This is a genomic window from Megasphaera sp. SW808, from assembly GCF_012027795.1.
GTDB lineage: Bacteria > Bacillota > Negativicutes > Veillonellales > Megasphaeraceae > Megasphaera > Megasphaera stantonii.
In genome coordinates this window covers 1-16778 of sequence record NZ_SJOT01000003.1, presented here as the reverse complement: position 1 = coordinate 16778, position 16778 = coordinate 1, and the positions used below count along the sequence as shown (strand labels likewise).

16 protein-coding genes and 1 other RNA gene are annotated in these 16778 nt (G+C 48.0%); all 17 read left to right on the top strand.

The annotated features are described in order from the left end of the window. Positions 1-922: 922 nt before the first annotated feature. On the top strand, positions 923-2947 hold the full coding sequence (locus E0L13_RS01665; RefSeq protein ID WP_168059830.1) for an autotransporter outer membrane beta-barrel domain-containing protein: 2025 nt from the start codon (positions 923-925) through the stop codon (positions 2945-2947). A 228-nt stretch (positions 2948-3175) separates the two neighbouring features. Next, positions 3176-3652: a sigma factor-like helix-turn-helix DNA-binding protein gene (locus E0L13_RS11825; RefSeq protein ID WP_240924628.1), complete on the top strand. Its 477-nt coding sequence runs from the start codon at positions 3176-3178 to the stop codon at positions 3650-3652. Between the two features lie 94 nt (positions 3653-3746). Continuing rightward, an RNA gene (gene rnpB, locus E0L13_RS01650) (RNase P RNA component class A) lies at positions 3747-4093 on the top strand. A 140-nt stretch (positions 4094-4233) separates the two neighbouring features. Further along, positions 4234-5457: an aspartate kinase gene (locus E0L13_RS01645; protein WP_168059823.1), complete on the top strand. Its 1224-nt coding sequence runs from the start codon at positions 4234-4236 to the stop codon at positions 5455-5457. A gap of 8 nt (positions 5458-5465) precedes the next feature. Further along, positions 5466-5765 carry a hypothetical protein gene (locus tag E0L13_RS01640; protein WP_168059821.1) on the top strand — a complete coding sequence of 100 codons (300 nt, stop codon included), beginning with the start codon at positions 5466-5468 and terminating at the stop codon, positions 5763-5765. Positions 5766-5819: 54 nt separating this feature from the next. Further along, the gene (gene acpS / locus E0L13_RS01635) at positions 5820-6191 is read left to right on the top strand and encodes a holo-ACP synthase (RefSeq protein WP_317239267.1); all 372 of its coding nucleotides are present in this window, start codon (positions 5820-5822) and stop codon (positions 6189-6191) included. Positions 6192-6211: 20 nt separating this feature from the next. Next, on the top strand, positions 6212-7861 hold the full coding sequence (locus tag E0L13_RS01630) for an NAD(P)H-hydrate dehydratase (protein WP_168059819.1): 1650 nt from the start codon (positions 6212-6214) through the stop codon (positions 7859-7861). Between the two features lies 1 nt (position 7862). Next, entirely contained in the window at positions 7863-8765 is a 903-nt protein-coding gene (locus tag E0L13_RS01625) for a ComEC/Rec2 family competence protein (protein ID WP_168059817.1), read from the top strand. A 1-nt stretch (position 8766) separates the two neighbouring features. After that, entirely contained in the window at positions 8767-8982 is a 216-nt protein-coding gene (locus E0L13_RS01620) for a DUF3006 domain-containing protein (protein ID WP_168059815.1), read from the top strand. Positions 8983-9081: 99 nt separating this feature from the next. Next, on the top strand, positions 9082-10218 hold the full coding sequence (locus E0L13_RS01615) for an N-acetylmuramoyl-L-alanine amidase (protein ID WP_154877627.1): 1137 nt from the start codon (positions 9082-9084) through the stop codon (positions 10216-10218). A 176-nt stretch (positions 10219-10394) separates the two neighbouring features. After that, positions 10395-10706, top strand: coding sequence for a 50S ribosomal protein L21 (rplU, locus tag E0L13_RS01610; RefSeq protein ID WP_087478490.1), 312 nt, complete (start codon positions 10395-10397; stop codon positions 10704-10706). Next, positions 10706-11014: a ribosomal-processing cysteine protease Prp gene (locus E0L13_RS01605; protein WP_095628686.1), complete on the top strand. Its 309-nt coding sequence runs from the start codon at positions 10706-10708 to the stop codon at positions 11012-11014. The genes rplU and E0L13_RS01605 overlap by 1 nt, the downstream gene beginning before the upstream one ends. Before the next feature lie 19 nt (positions 11015-11033). Then, positions 11034-11324, top strand: coding sequence for a 50S ribosomal protein L27 (rpmA, locus tag E0L13_RS01600; protein ID WP_087478492.1), 291 nt, complete (start codon positions 11034-11036; stop codon positions 11322-11324). A 98-nt stretch (positions 11325-11422) separates the two neighbouring features. Then, positions 11423-11812 (top strand): hypothetical protein, encoded by a 390-nt coding sequence (locus tag E0L13_RS01595; protein WP_168059813.1) that lies wholly within the window; start codon positions 11423-11425, stop codon positions 11810-11812. 542 nt (positions 11813-12354) lie between these two features. After that, positions 12355-15615 carry a type II CRISPR RNA-guided endonuclease Cas9 gene (gene cas9 / locus E0L13_RS01590; protein ID WP_168059811.1) on the top strand — a complete coding sequence of 1087 codons (3261 nt, stop codon included), beginning with the start codon at positions 12355-12357 and terminating at the stop codon, positions 15613-15615. Positions 15616-15629: 14 nt separating this feature from the next. Then, on the top strand, positions 15630-16520 hold the full coding sequence (gene cas1 / locus E0L13_RS01585) for a type II CRISPR-associated endonuclease Cas1 (RefSeq protein ID WP_168059809.1): 891 nt from the start codon (positions 15630-15632) through the stop codon (positions 16518-16520). A gap of 4 nt (positions 16521-16524) precedes the next feature. Beyond that, positions 16525-16778, top strand: a 254-nt coding sequence (gene cas2 / locus E0L13_RS01580; RefSeq protein ID WP_206081459.1) for a CRISPR-associated endonuclease Cas2, incomplete at its 3' end; no start/stop codon positions are given.

Sequence of the window (16778 nt, the reverse complement as noted above, 5' to 3'; positions counted from 1 at the left end):
CTGTATATATGCCGTGTATTGCGCAGGCAGAGGAACAGGCTGATTTTTGTCGCCGAATAGGCATGATAAAACCCCTAGTTGCACTAGGGGTAGATATATATTCCTCATAAAAAAAGAAAGAACCTTCTATGATGCAATGAAAATGGTCTGGCAACCACATCCCCATATAGAATGGGAGGTTCCTGTCAATAATACATACGCACCTAACTACAGGAAGATATGATGATGGACACGTTAGATTTTAAAGAAATGAAGGACCCGAATAGGGGGTAGCCCGTGGCAGGGATGTGATTGCTGGATGTATTCAGTGCCCTCTTTAGAGTGCAACTACAGGAAGTAGGCCCTTATAGGGCCCGATCAAACCACCAGTTCTACTAGTGGTTTTGATTGTTTCCAATCCTGCATATAGGTTGCAAATAGTCCATATATTTGTTACACTAAAATTCAAAAATCGATGAGAGGAGGTGAATTGGATGAGCACGAAGTGGAAGCGAAACGACGTAGTATCGGCATGGAACGGCGCCGCGAACAAATTACATACCGGGGGGGGGGTATGGATTAAAGCGTAATATATCCTTAAAGATACAAATACAGGGACTCGTATATCCTGTTATAGACATATATGGAAGACAGCATACAGGCGAACGATGTAGGCTGTCTTTTTTGCGCGCTTTTTTCAGGCCCTATCGTCCATGGCGCGGCGTGCGATACGTGCTGCAGTGTTATGAATGAATCGACGTGATGGGGGATTTATGCTGTGTTGAAACTGTTTTAAAGACCTTTGCTTGTGGAGGAGTTTTGCCCAACTTTTGGTCTTGTTGTTGTAAGGAAAACGAAATTTTTTACAGCGAAGGATTTGACCGTAAATGAAAAGCGTCGCAATAGCACATAATTAATAGGATATAACGAGAGGAGAAGTTTTATGAAAAGAACTCAATATTTACTGATAACAGCAGGTATATTAGCTTTGGCCAATGGTGGATTTAGTGGCTCATCTGTGCAGGCTGCCTCTGATTGGGAATATATGACGGAGATTGATGATAGAGAAAATTCTTATGTGTTTGTTTCTGGTAATAGAGATCAAATTTCGAAAGGTACAACTGTTACTATGAATGGCGGTACAGTTACTAATAAGGCTACGGCTGTTGGATCTGATTTTGCGACGGTTGCAGTTGGTGGACACTTTATTATGAATGGAGGTAGTGCTCGCAATGTATATGGTGGGTATATTCAGAGTGGTGGTACCATTCATAATAATAAGGTAACCATAAATGGAGGAACGATAGAAAGCTATGTGGCCGGAGGATTTGGTGATACAGACGTTTATAATAATCAGGTCGAAATTAATGGCGGAAATTTAGAGAGGACAGCTATTGTTGGCGGATATGGTGGGGAAATGGGAAACTCTTACAATAATAGTGTTATCATTACTGAAGGTATTTTGAATAATGTCGAGATATACGGCGGGCAAATAGTGGGCATGGTTTCTAGTAGCGTAGAAAACAATCAGATTATTATCAAAGGAGGAATAATAAGTGGAGAGGTTGTTGCTGGTGACGGAGGAATAAGAGGTGATGCAAAAAATAATAGTATTGAAGTTCAAAATAATGTTAATTTGGATAATGTGATTCTTAAAGGTGTTCCTTCTGAAGGTAAAGAAAATACAGGAAATAAGCTAATCATAAATGGATGGGAAGGTTCCGCTAAGCAGATTGCTAATTTTAACGAAGTTGAATTTGAAATTTTAAGTTGGAATAATGGAAAAACAATTCTTTCTTCTGATGACATCTCATTTTTATCAGAATCAAGTGGCGGTACGACGGTTAAAGTAAATAGTTTTGCCGGAGGACAGAACTTTAAAGCTGGAGAAGAAATGCATTTGATTTCTAGTAGTGATGAGATTACAGGTTTATTGAAAAATAGTGGAGAAGAGGTTGCTGGAGATGTTACTGCAACTGCAGGATTAGCACAGCAGTTGTCAATGAACTATTATATGACAGAAGATAATAAGAATGTAAATTTGAAAATTACGGAGGTAAAAGCTCAAGAGCAGACGAAAGTTATTACTAGCGGTAGTACTGGCGGCATGGCGTTATTAAATCAAGGAATGGATTTGGCAAGTAATCTCCATTGGGGGAATACATATGGTACGGAGGTATTTGCTGTTTCGTCGGGGAGCAAGAGCCGCTACGACACGAATAACGATTTGAAGATTTACGGCTGGACGGAAGTGCTCGGTGTCGGCAATAAGAGTAAGCATAGCAACGGCGATTTTGCTTGGGCTGTCTTCTACGAACATGGGAACGGTAGCTATGCCACGCAAACTGATGTGTTGGGAGGGGATGTGCGCGGCGACGGTGATCTTGAATATAACGGCGGCGGCCTCATGGGCCGGTACGACTGGAATAATGGAATCTACGCCGAAGCATCCTTCCATGCCGGAACGCTGTCTAATGAGCTGAAAAACGGCCTTATGGACAGCAATGAAAAATTGTATGATTACGATACAGACAGCAGCTATTGGGCGGCTCACGTCGGTATAGGCCGTATCTTCAGGCAAAATGACAAGGATACGTTTGATGTATATGCCAAGTATTTTTACAGCCACATTGGCGATGATTCGTTTAAGATTGGTGCGGATCAATTTGAAGTAGACGAAGTAACGAGCAGCCGTATCCGTGCTGGCGTGCGGTTCAACGACTACAAGACGGACAAGAGCACGTGGTACTACGGCGCAGCCTATGACTATGAGTTTGATGGCGAAAGCACCGGCAAGGCGCAGGGGCTTGATATCCGCTCCAGCTCACTGAAAGGTGGAACGGTTATTGGAGAAGCCGGTTACGTCTACAATCCGAATGAAAAATGGACGATAGACAGCACGCTGTTTGGCTTTGCAGGTCAGCGGGACGGTTTTGGCGGTCAGGTCAACGTAACATATCATTTCTAATTCTAAAATATTGCATGATTATTTTTTGATAAACATAACGAGTCGAGGGGGATGTCCTTCGGCTCGTTATGTTTTATAGCAGAGTATATTTATCAAGGAGGCGACACTCATGAACAACATCATTCGGCAGTGGATACGGCAGGCGCAGGCAGGCGACGGAGAGGCTGTGTTGGCTATTCTGCAGGTTTTCCGGCCCTTGCTGTACAAATATGCCCGGAAATACCGCTATTGCTACGATTCGCTGGACGAGGCCCTTTCGACGGCCATCTGGCCGTACTGGAATGTATTTATTCGTTTGATCTGGACGGAAAGGACGAAGGGCCGGCGGCGTTGCGGCGAGCCGTGCAGACGGCGTTTCGGCGGGAAAGCCGGCATTTCAAGGCCTATTGGCAGGCTGTCGAACGGATGCTGTTCCCGCAGGAGGAGAGGGCAGAGTTCGCCCTTTTCCGTCATTCGGTCTGCGCATTTGATACGGCTGTACAGCGTATAGAGCAGTGTCTGACCGAGGAGGAACGTCATTTCTTGTATTTGCGGTACGTAAAGGATTATACCTATGAGACGATCGGCGCGCTTCACGGCTTGTCGAAGCCGCAGGCCTGCAACATCGTCGGGCAGGCCGTAGATAAGCTCAAGGCCAAGGTGCGAGCCGACTGCCTGTGGCCGGCTGTGCAGCAGCCCGGCGGGCGAAGAAACAGGATTCATTAAAATAGATGTATATATAGCTGCCGGCAGAATAAGCAGAAGAGTCTCAGGTTATGTATTGACTTATGGGCCGAATTAGTGTAGGATTTTTAAATGACGAGTATGAAAGACAATCGCTAGTGCTTGCATTAGAGGAAAGTCCGAGCTCCGCAGGGCAAGATGCCGGATAACGTCCGGCGAAGGTGACTTTAGGGATAGTGCCACAGAAATGTGTACCGCCGCGCAAGCGGTAAGGGTGGAACGGTGCGGTAAGAGCGCACCAGCAGTAAGGTAACTTACTGGCTAGGTAAACCCCATCTGGAGCAAGACCGAATAGGGGAGGGATGAAGCGGCCCGCTGATCTTCCGGGTTGTGTCGCTTGAACATGCCAGCAATGGTATGTCTAGATAGATGATTGTCGCTGCCATCGGCAGAACAAAACTCGGCTTACTGATTACTCGTCTCATGGTCTATAGGAGGCTCTCTGTTGCGGCAGAGAGCCTTTTTTTGCTTTACAATTTTATGACGACATGATATTATTCAATTATATGGTCAAAAAATTATACTCCATGACACATACATTTTAATAAAGCGAGGGATTTGAGTTGGCTTTAATCGTAAAGAAGTTTGGCGGCAGTTCTGTTGCGACGCCGGACAAAATGCGCACTATTGTACAGCGTGTCTTGAAGGGCAAACAAGAGGGGGACAAAATCGTCATCGTCGTGTCGGCTATGGGGGATACGACAGACGAATTGGTTTCGTTGGCAAAACAGATAACGTCAAAAGCATATGGACGTGAAATGGATATGCTCCTTTCGACGGGCGAACAGGTATCGATTGCCTTGATGGCTATGGCGTTCCAGGAAGCCGGCCAGAAGGCGATTTCCTTTACGGGCGCCCAGGCAGGCATCAAGACGAGCGACGCCTTTAATAAGGGCCGTATTTTGGATTTAGAACCGAACCGCATTATGGAAGCGCTGGACGAAGGCAACGTCGTCGTCGTCGCAGGGTTCCAGGGCATTACGGGCCACGGCGATATTACGACCTTGGGCCGCGGCGGCTCGGATACGACGGCTGTCGCCATTGCCGGCGCGATCAACGCCGACGTGTGCGAAATTTATACGGACGTAGACGGCGTATATACGTCGGACCCCCGCGTCGTTTCCGATGCGAAGAAGATGAAGGAAATCACGTATGGCGAAATGCTGGAAATGGCTAAGCTCGGCGCCGGCGTCATGCAGCCCCGGGCCGTTGAAATGGGAAGCCGCTTCAGCGTTCCCATCCACGTACGCTCTACGTTTTCGGAAGATGAAGGCACTATGATTCAGGAGGTTTGCTCAATGGAAATTAAACAGTATTTGATTCGCGGCGTCGCTTCGGATAAAAATGTAGCTAAGATTACGGTATTAGGCATTCCCAATCAGCCGGGATACGCTTACAAGATTTTCTCGACGCTGGCCGACCATCATGTCGACGTCGATATGATCGTGCAGAGCGTCCGCGTCGCTAAGGAAGGCGTTACGGATATTACCTTTACGATTGCCCGCACGGAATTGCCGGCTGCGAAGGATATTCTGAACCACCTGCGCGAAGAAATGCCTGTCGAAGATATCCTCGTCGACGACAAGATGGCCAAGGTTTCCATCGTCGGCGCCGGCATGGCTGGTCATCCGGGCATTGCTGCCGGCATGTTCGGCGTATTGGGGGACAACCATATCAACATCGAAATCATTTCCACGTCTGAAATCAGCATTACCTGCCTGATTGGCGAAGAAAGCGTCGATACGGCCGTCAAGGCGATCCACGCCCATTTCTTTGACGAACACTGAGGTGGATAATGTCTGTATTGGATAGTTTTGTAGATGAAATGCTGCAGCCAGAGGTTCCGAAGCGGGTGCTCATCGACCGCATGATACGGGGGCTGATGATAGAAAAGCCGCCTCAATTTAAAGTGCCGGCGCCGAAGTATACCTTTGAGTCGAACCTGCACGGCCTGATTTACGATTATCAGAAGCAGCAGGTTACGTTGTCTTATAAGGTTGCAAGCTCCGTGTATGACGACATGGAAATGTCCTTCGCGACGTTCCGGGCGCTGCTGGAAGGCCTGGCCGTTTGTATCCGAACGCAGAAATGGTAAACATACTATGCCGCAGTTCCTGTTGGGGGGATTGCGGCATTTTTTTGGAGGTGTATGATGAGGTGCGGAATCGATATCGTGCAGATTAGCCGCATAGAGGACATGGCCTGCCGCCACGAACGATCCCTGGGAAAATTTTTTACGGAAGCCGAGCTGGCGTACTGCCGCCGGCGGCAGCAACAGCAGTATGCTTCGCTGGCCGGCATATTTGCGGCAAAGGAGGCTCTTTTTAAGGCCTTGGGCACAGGGTTCCGGCAGGGAAAATGGACGGACGTGGAAGTCAGCCATACGGAGCTGGGAGCGCCTGTATTTGTCCTGCACGGCTGGTATAAGGAAGCGGCTGCGGCGATAAGCCGGGAACTGCCGGCATTGTCCATTAGTCATGATGGAGCGTATGCCATTGCGCAGGTCGTCATGGAAGGATAGACATACGAGGAGGAATCACTATGCAGAAGTTAAATACGGCGGCGCAGATGCGTCAGATGGATTATACGGCCATGCACGGCAAGTACGGCATTCAGCCGGCTGTACTCATGGAAAATGCCGGCCATGCCGTTGCGGAACGGGCCGACGAATATATTCACGGCTGGGCCGGCAAGGACGTAGTCGTCGTCTGCGGGAAGGGCAATAACGGCGGCGACGGCTTCGTCATTGCCCGCCATATCGCAGCGGCCGGAGCCCGGGCTTACGTGTACATCCTGGGACAAGCCGAAGAATACAGCGATGAATCGCAGCAGCATTTAAGCACGCTGCAGGCTATGGAAGACGACGAATCGTGCCTGCTGACCTATTTCGGCGGCACGGAACGGGAGTGGCGCGTACTGCGGCAGCGGCTGCAGAGCTGCCAGGTCGTCGTCGACGCTATGCTGGGAACGGGATTTCACGGCAATCTCAGAGAGCCTGTTTCGTCCATCGTCGGCCTGATTAATGAAATCGCCGCGGCCGGCACGCTGACGGTTATTGCCGTCGACGTGCCGACTGGCGTCAATTCCGATACGGGAGCTGTCAGCGGCAGCGATGAAGAAGAGAACGGCCCCTTGTTTGCTGATATGACCGTTACCTTCGGCGCTCTGAAGCGGGGGCTGGTCTTGTATCCCGGCCGTACCTGCGCCGGCCATGTAGAGCTGGACGCTATCGGTATGCCGGCTCCGCTGCTGGTACAGCCTGAGGAGAAACCGGCATATTTGCTGCAGGAGTCGGATATTGCCGAAGTCCTCGTGCCGCGCAGCCCCGACAGCCATAAGGGAAGCCACGGTACAATCGGCATCGTGACGGGATGCAGCGACATGGCCGGAGCGGCCCTGATGGCGGCGCACGGCGCGGTGCGCAGCGGCGCCGGCAAGGTATTCCTGCGCGTGCCGGCGCAGACGGCGCCGTACTGCATCGGCCGGCAGCCGGAAATCATGGTTCGCGGCGTAGGCCAGGGCGAATACTTTACGGAGGCAGACGCGGTGTCTGTCCTGGATGAATGCGCCGCCTGGTCGGTCATCGCGATGGGTCCCGGTATGGGAAGACATGAGGAAACAAAGGCTTTTGTCAAGGCGATATTAGCTCATGGCGAATGCCCTGTCGTATTGGATGCCGACGCCTTGAATTTGCTGGCAGGAGAAAAAGACTTCGTCTCTTCCTTGGACCGGCAGGTCATTATGACGCCACACTTGGCTGAATTCAGCCGTCTCAGCGGCCTGTCGGTCGCCGAAATTCAGGAAGATCCCTTTGCGGCGGCCGTGCAGTTCGTCAAGGAATGGCGCGTCACGTTAGTCTTGAAAGGCGCGCCGACGCTTGTCGTATCGGCTAAGACCGGCAACGTATACGTCAATCCGACGGGCAACGCCGGCATGGCCTGCGGCGGCATGGGCGACATCCTGACGGGCATGATTGCCGCTATATCGGCCAGGGAAAGCCGCCCCGATATTTGCAGTGCCGCCTGTGCCGGCGTGTACCTCCACGGCGCTGCCGGCGACGCCTGCCGCCGTCAGATCGGCTCGTACGGCTTTACGCCGATGGAAGTGGCCGACGCCGTGCCCGGCGTGATCCGGCGCATGGAAGAAGAAATGGCAGTGCCGCTGCTGCAGGCGCCGATGATCTTGGATTAAGATGAAAGGGCGCGCGGCAGCGCTGCGGACGGCTCTTGCCGGTTGTTGTATTATCCTGTTGGCGGCGTGCCTTCTCTTTGCGGCAGGCTGCGGGCGGGGAGCGGGCGCAGAGGCGGAGCAGCTGCAAGTCCATTTCCTCGACGTCGGCCAGGCCGACGCGGCCTTGCTGCAGTACAAGGGACAGCATATGCTCGTCGATACGGGAGACGTAGACGGCAGGCCGGCTTTGATACAGAGGCTCAAGGAAAAGGGCGTTCATACGCTGGACGTCGTGCTGATAAGCCATCCGCACGGCGATCACCTGGGCGGCATGGCCGCCTTGTTCGATCAGTTTCACATAAAACAAATATACGATAACGGGCAAGAGTCCCGAACGGCTATGTATAAAAATTACGTAAAAAACATCGTGCGTAAGAAGATTTCCTATAAAGCCTTAAAGAGGGGAGATAGGGTTACCTTTGCCGACGACGTCGTGTGCCATGTCCTTTGGCCGTCGGCAGAAGGAGCGGCAGCGATGACTGCGGCGGAAAGCGGCCGGACTAATAACCAGTCCGTTGTCTGCAAGATAGCCTTCGGCAGCTTTTCCGTCTTATTTACGGGGGACGCGCAGCGGGAAGCAGAGGAACAGATTCTCCGTCATGCCCGGCGAAACGATTTGAAGGCGACAATACTCAAGGCCGGCCATCATGGCAGTAAGACCTCTTCCAGCCCGGCGTTTCTCGAGGCTGTGAGGCCGGAAGCCGCCGTCATTTCCTGCGGCGCCGGCAATTCCTATGGATTTCCCCATGCCGCCGTTCTGACAGCGCTCAAAAAGCAAAGGGCAGACGTATACCGGACGGACCGGGACGGCACGATATCCGTCGTCAGCGACGGCCAGGGATATACCATAACAAAGGAGCGATAATATGAAGACGCTTATCGGCAGCGTCGACCGCATTACCGGGACGACGGCCTATATCATACTGAACGACGATGAGCATGTCCTGCAGATTCCGGCGGAGCTGCTGCCGGACGGCGCAGCAGAGGGCATGGCCTATACGATCACCATCGAGCGCAACGGCGCGGAAGAACGGCGGCTGCGCGATGAAATCGCGGCGCTGCGGAAGGCCTTGAAGGATTAGCGAAAATACGAATAGGAATTTTGCCACAAAAAGATATTATCCGGCAGCGACATGTGATATAATAAACAGGTCAATTTTTTCAAAGGAGAGATATACGTGATGAAGAAACTTTTTATACTTCCGCTCCTGATGCTCCTGTGCCTGATTCCCATGCTGCCGGCGCAGGCTGCTTCTAAGGCGGAAATCACCAGCGTCCGCACGGCGACCCGCAACGACGCCAACGTTCCTTTTGTACGAACCGTATTGGAATTGGACAGCAAGGTCACGCCGCGCCTTTTTATCGATAAGGACGGGAAATATGTCACCGTGACGCTGCCGAACGCCAAGATTGCTAAAAACGTAGAAAAGAAGTACAATGCGGACCGCAACGTCGTGTCCCGCATCAGCTTGTCTCAGCGTTCGTCCGGTACAGATGTCAACATCAAGGTCCCCCGGGCCGTGACCAAGAGCGACGTCAACGTCTTTACCCTGCCGGGAACGGACAAGGCTAAAAAGGAATGCCGCGTCGTCATCGACGTCAACGACAAATCGGGCAAGGTCAAGCAGTGGATGCACTGGAACGACGCTAAGATCGGCATTGACAATACGTCCCTCAGCTCGACCTATTCCGTCAAGGTGCCGTCGTACAGCAGCAGCCGTTCGTACAAGCTGACCAAGGGCTTAAAGGATAAGGTCATCTGCATCGATCCGGGCCACGGCGGTACCGATGTCGGCGCAATCGGCAAGATTTCTCAGGAAAAGAATATTACCCTGGCGATTTCCAAGAAGATCGCCGATTTGCTGAACGATGCCGGCGCGAAGGTCATCATGACCCGCACGACCGACGTCGACGTATATGCTCCGTACGATGCCGCAGCAGAAGAGCTGCAGGCCCGCTGCAATATCGCCAATGCGGCAAAGGCCGACGCCTTCGTATCGGTTCACATCGACTCCTTCTCTTCGGCCGACGCCCGCGGCGTGACGGCGTATTACAACAGCAAGACGCCTCATGATTACAGCCTGGCCAAGTACATCCACAACCAGAACATGCAGGCGACGGAGTTCCCCGACAGAGGCACGCGGACGGCTAATTTCTACGTGCTGCTCCATACGAATATGCCGGCCGTCCTTTTGGAATTGGGCTTCATTTCCAACCCGACGGAAGAACGGGCCCTCAATTCGGAAAAACAGCAGCAGAATTTTGCCGAAAGCATCGTCAAAGGGCTGGCCGATTATTTCAACCATAACGGCAGATAAAGAGGTCTGGAAAAAATAGCTGTAAATCTTGAAAAATTCTATTGACAGTTTACCGGCTGTCATGTATACTGGAAAAGTCGTAGCATAAGTGGCTAGGATAAGCCGCATGGAGAGGCTCATAAGTCCCTGCAAAGGGCGCCGTATTCAGCGAGTATATGTATGAGGAGGTGTCACTCATGTACGCTATTATTAAAACGGGCGGAAAACAGTATCGCGTTCAGGAAGGCGACAGCATTTTTGTCGAAAAACTGGCTGCTGATGTTGATTCCGAAGTAGTATTCGACCAGGTTTTGGCAGTCGTAAACGACGGAGACGTTAAAGTAGGCGCTCCTGTAGTTGAAGGCGCTAAAGTTACTGCGAAAGTATTGGAACAGGGCAAACAGAAGAAAATCCGTATTTTCAAATACAAAGCTAAATCCAACTACCGTCGCCGTATGGGTCATCGTCAGCCTTACACAAAGGTTACGATTGAAAAAATCGAAGGCTAATGATTACGATTACATTGCAGCGTGATAAGGAGAAGCGCATTACGGGGTTCGATATATCCGGTCATGCCGGGTACGGTGAAGCCGGAAGCGATATCGTATGTGCAGCCGTATCGGCACTGGCACAGTCGGCATTATTGGGTCTGCTTGACTACGATGCTCAGCATGTGCAGTACGACGTAGGAGAAGGCTCTTTATCCGTTCATGTGATGAAAGACGGCGTCGCGCCGCAGGCCATCCTGCGCGCGATGGAATTAGGATTAACAGAAATAAGCAAGCAATACAGCGAGTATGTAATACTCCATTCATAGACGTCAGGAGGTGGACGGGATGTTCAATTTTAATTTGCAGCTGTTCGCTCACAAAAAAGGTACCGGCTCCACGCGTAACGGTCGTGACAGCGAATCCAAACGCCTTGGCGTAAAATGCCATGACGGCGTTCTCGTAAAAGCCGGCAACATTATCGTTCGTCAGCGCGGCACGCATTTCCATCCGGGCACTAACGTAGGTATCGGTAAAGACGATACGTTATTTGCTACGGCTGCCGGCAAAGTCGCTTTCGAACGCTCCGGCAAGTACAACCGTAAGGTAAGCGTATACCCGGTTGAAGCTGAAGCTTAAGTATGAGTATAAAAAATCCTGCAGCATGGCTGCGGGATTTTTTTGTATTCTGAATCTGTTATGACACGCAATAACTGAATTATTTAGGAGGAAACAGTATGCGCATATATGTAAACGGAGAAGAACGGAATTTGCATGTGTACGACAAAATTGCCGGCGTAGATTACGCCAAAAACGTCATCTGTGCCCAGGACCGTCTGGATACGGACGACTTCGGCGCATTTACGATGACTGAGGAAGAATTTGAATACTGGCGCAAGCTTCTCGTCACCTTGCAGGATTCGGAAGATATCCGCTTTGCCATTAAGGATCTGGTCGATGAAGAAGAATTAAGCGATTACGTTTATGAAGAAACGAAATACGTCACCCAGACGCAGCAAATTATTGAAGTAGAAAACCTGAGCCTTAAAGATCTCCAGAAGGCCCTGACAGAAAAGAATACAGACTGGCTGAAGGAAAACGGCTTCGTCAAGACCTTGGAAAAATAAATATTTTTACAGAGAATAGTACGTATTCCTGAATGGGTTAACTTGCAGTAGAATAGGTGTCAAGGAAAGGGACTGTCGCATGAAGAATCATTAGCCTCTTCGTGTGACAGTCCTATTTTTTTTAATGCATTGCAGCTCAAAAGCTCCGCAGCAGAATATATCTGCCAACGGAGCTTTTGAGCAGTGAATGCATCACTAATAAATTATTTCAATCCACAATTATGCTTCAGCATAATGGCTATCTTATTATAACAAATAAATTGAAATCTTTGAATTTTCCCGTATAGTATTGACTATTCTTTTTGCATATATTAAAATTTAATTAACTAATAAATTGAATAAAATATAAGCGGCTTTTGATGGCATTGACGTTAGGGCTTATTTATTATATACTACAAATGTAGTAATTATATCTTAGCGAGAGATATTAGGTTATTACAATAAGGTCCAACGTAGTTGGTACCGCAAAGCTCTAACGGTATGCCTTTTGGCATACCGTTATCTTTTTATATAGACTTATTTTAAAGACAGGGAGTGATAATATGAATTATGTACTAGGCTTAGATATTGGGATTGCATCTGTGGGGTGGGCTGTATTGGAATTAGATACACACGATGAGCCCATACGTATTGTTGATTTAAACTCCCGGATTTTTGAAAAAGCAGAAGTGCCGAAGACGGGGGAAGCCTTAGCTGCGCCGCGGCGGATGGCGCGCAGCGCTCGTCGGCTAACAAGACGGCGTCGGTTTCGGCTTCATCGCGTGAGGCGGTATTTGATTCGGAATGATATACTAGATGAACAGCAAGTCGCAGTGTTGTATGCTGATGCGGCAGGAAAAACAGATATTTACGAACTGCGGTATCAGGCGTTAAGCCAGCCTGTTTCCAATTCAGATTGGGCCAGACTGCTGATTTTCTTTGCTAAGCACCGTGGTTTCAAATCCAATCGGAAACATATCAGCGACAGCGGCGATGAAGGCCAGATGCTGAATGCTATTACGGAAAATCAAGAACTCCTGAAAAATTATCGCACAGTTGGTGAAATGCTGTATAAAAACGAAAAATTTAAAGCCTGTAAACGAAATAAAGGCGGCTCTTATACGTTTACTGTCAGCAGGGCTATGCTGACTGATGAAATTCATACTCTGTTTGACGTACAGCGGAATCTGGGGCAAGCATATGCATCGGAAAAATTAAAAGAAGAATATATGGAACTGTTTTCGGCGCAGCGCAATTTTGATGAAGGTCCCGGTATGAACAGCCCATATAGCGGAAACCAAATTGAAAAAATGATCGGCTGTTGCACCTTTGAAGACGGTGAAAAACGAGCGCCTAAAGCCAGCTATGCCTTTATGGCTTTTAATATATGGCAGAAAATTAATCATCTTCGCGTAACCTGTGAAGGGACATATCGTTTTTTGTCACAGGCGGAAAAAGAAACGTTGGCCGCATTCGCTTGGAAAAAAGAAAATATCACTTTTAAAGATATTCGCAATAAGCTTGGACTGGATGATACAGTTCGCTTTTTAGATGTAAATTATAATTTAGATAAATATAAAACGGCAGAAGAAGCAGAAAAGAAGGCAAAATTTAGCTGGGTCAAAGAATATCATGCGATTCGCAAAGCTTTGGATAAGGTGAAGAAAAATCGTATTTCAGAATTAAGCCATGAGCAGATAGATGCCATTGCTTATGCGTTTACAGTCTACAAAAATGATGAAGCCATTAAAAACTATTTACTGGAACATGCTATTGAGCTGGCCGACGCCGAAGCTTTATTAGAAAATATATCGGGATTCAGTAAATTCGGCCACTTGTCTGTCAAGGCCTGCTACAAGCTGCTGAAACCCTTGAAGCAGGGCCATGTATATACAAAAGCCTGTGAAATCGCTGGATACGATCCGCAGAAAAGCAGTCAGGGAAATATCAGTGATATCCCGAATCCAGTAGTAAAACGGGCGTTGAGTCAGGCTTTGAAAGTTATTAAGGCGATTATCCGGCAATATGGATGCCCCCCTGTGGAAATTCATATTGAATTAGCCCGCGAGCTGGCTAAAAGCGCAAAAGAGCGGACCGAATTAGAAAAGGCTATGAAGGACAATCAATCCCGCAATGAAAAAATCAAAGCTAAGCTCCATGAGTTAGACGTCATGCAGCCGACGGGGTTGGATATTGTCAAGTATAAGTTATACGAACAGCAACAGGGCGACTGCGCTTATTCTCAGAAAAAGTTCGATGTGAACCGTCTTCTTCATGATCCCACCTATGCAGAAGTAGATCACATTATTCCGTATAGCCGTTCTTTTAATGATACATACCGCAACAAGGTATTAGTGTTGACGAAAGAAAACCGGGACAAGGGCAATCGGACGCCTATGGAGTATTTTCAAGATAAGCCGGAACGGAAAGAAGCGTTTGTCAGATGGGTAAAGCGTACGATTTCTGATGGGAAAAAGCGAAATAATTTACTGCGCGTCAATTATTCTGCTGACGCTGAAAAAGAATGGAAAGATAGACATCTGCAGGATACGCAGTATATCAGCCGGTACTTGTATAATTATTTGAGACAGCATGTCCCATTAAAAGAAGGATATACAGACAGAAAACGACGCATTATTCCCGTAAACGGTGCTGTGACAGCATATGTCCGCAAACGGCTAGGTATTTCTAAAATTCGCGAAAACGGAGACCTGCATCATGCCGTTGATGCCGTTATTATTGCCTGCGTCACTCAAGGCGTAGTCAATAAGATTTCCCGCTACAGCAAAATAAAAGAGCTGCGGCAGTTCATGACGGCAGACGGTACGATTGTTGACAAAGAAACAGGAGAAGTACTGCAGACTGCCAATCCGCGCAAAACCGATCCCTTCCCTGAACCATGGCCGAAATTCCGTCAGGAATTGGAAGCTCGGGTCAGCGACAATCCGGAAGAAGCGATTGCAGCGCTGGAACTGCCGACATATGAAGGCATTGTCACTATTTCCGCGCTTTTTGTCTCACGTATGCCTAACCGCAAGGTTCATGGGCCGGCTCATATGGAAACGATACGCAGCGCTAAAATGCAGCAGGATGGGTATACGATGGTCAAGACAGATTTGACCAATTTGAAATTGAAAGATGGTGAAATTGAAGGGTACTATAATCCTAGCAGCGACAAAATACTATATGATGCATTGAAACGACGACTAGAGCAATTTGGCGGCGATGGTAACAAAGCTTTTAAAGATCCTTTTTACAAACCGAAATCTGACGGGACGCCTGGACCAGAAGTCAAAAAAGTAAAAATTATGACTAAATCGAGCTTGAACGTAACGGTGAACCAAGGCAAAGGTATAGCGGATAATGGAAGTATGATCCGCATTGACGTGTTTGGCGTAGAAGAAAGAGGGAAAAATGCATATTATTTTGTACCTATATATGTGGCAGATACAGTAAGAGAAACGCTGCCGAATAAAGCTGTAGTTCCCAATAAATCATACAATGATTGGAAATTTATGAGAGATGAAGATTTCTTGTTTTCGCTGTATCCCAATGATTTAATTTATGTAGAATCCCCCACCCCAGTATCTTTTCATACTGTAAAAGGGTGTACTTTGCCTCCGAAAATAGAGAGGAAGAAAATGTTTCTTTATTATAGGAAAGCAAATATTTCCACGGCCAGTATTACTGTGTTGAATCACGATAATACCTATGTAAAAGAAAGTATGGGCATCAAAACGATTGCCAAATTACAGAAATGTACAGTAGATGTTTTAGGCAATATACACTATGTGCAGAAAGAAAAAAGATTAGGATTTAAATAAAGGCGTGATGCAGAATGTATCAACATATCGTCATAGAAAGTGGTGTAAAGGTATATCAGAAAAACAGCCAGCTTTTTATAGAAGCTGAACAGGTTCATCATATTCCCATAGAAGATATCGCTACGCTGCTGTTAGATAATCGCCGTATTGCAATTACAGGGTATTGTTTGGAAACGATAGTAAAAAACGGCGCTGTCGTCATATTGTGCAACGAGAAACACTTGCCCAGCGTCGTTATGTTGCCTTTTGCGGCTAATTCCCGGCGATTGAAGATGATAAATCTGCAGATAGGGCAGACAAGGCCGCGGAAAAAGCAGCTTTGGAAGCAGATTATACAACAAAAGATTTATAATCAGGGACGGTGTCTGGAACTGTGCGGAAAAGAAAATGTAGTCAAAAAGTTTATAGATAAGGTTAAATCCGGCGACAGCACGAACACTGAGGGAACTGCGGCGGCAGTGTATTTTAAAGCCTTATATGGAGACGAATTTATTCGCCATAGCGGTGATGTATTAAACAGTATCCTGGATTACGGCTATGCGGTGCTTCGCGGTTCCATTGCCCGGTATCTGGCCTTATACGGATTCGAACCTAGCTTGGGAATATTTCATCATAGCGAGTTAAATTCATTTAATTTAGCTGATGACTTAATTGAACCGTTTCGGCCTATTGTCGACATATATGCGTATCGGCATGTTGGAACGGAAGAAAAGGAGATGAGTGCTGCAGTACGTCGAGAGCTAGTCCAATTATTAAGTTGTAATGTCTTCTCCGGAAATGAAGTTCATGCCGTTCATTACGCCATAGAACGGACGGTGCAAAGCCTGATCCGTACCTATACAGAAAAAGAAAAATGCTTGCTGCTGCCGGAACTGCTGCCTTTGCAGATTCATGCGTATGAGTAGGTTTATGCGTTTAATCGTCATGTTTGATTTGCCTGTTCGAACAAAGGCAGAACGACGGGCAGCGACGCAGTTTCGGCAATTTCTTTTAAAAGACGGATATTATATGATGCAATTTTCCGTCTATGTGCGCCTGTGCAACGGTATAGAAGCAGCTAATAAACATCGGATGAGAATATTACATGCATTGCCTAAAGAAGGATCTATTCGGACCTTGTTGATTACGGAAAGACAATTTGAATCAATGGAAATTTTATGTGG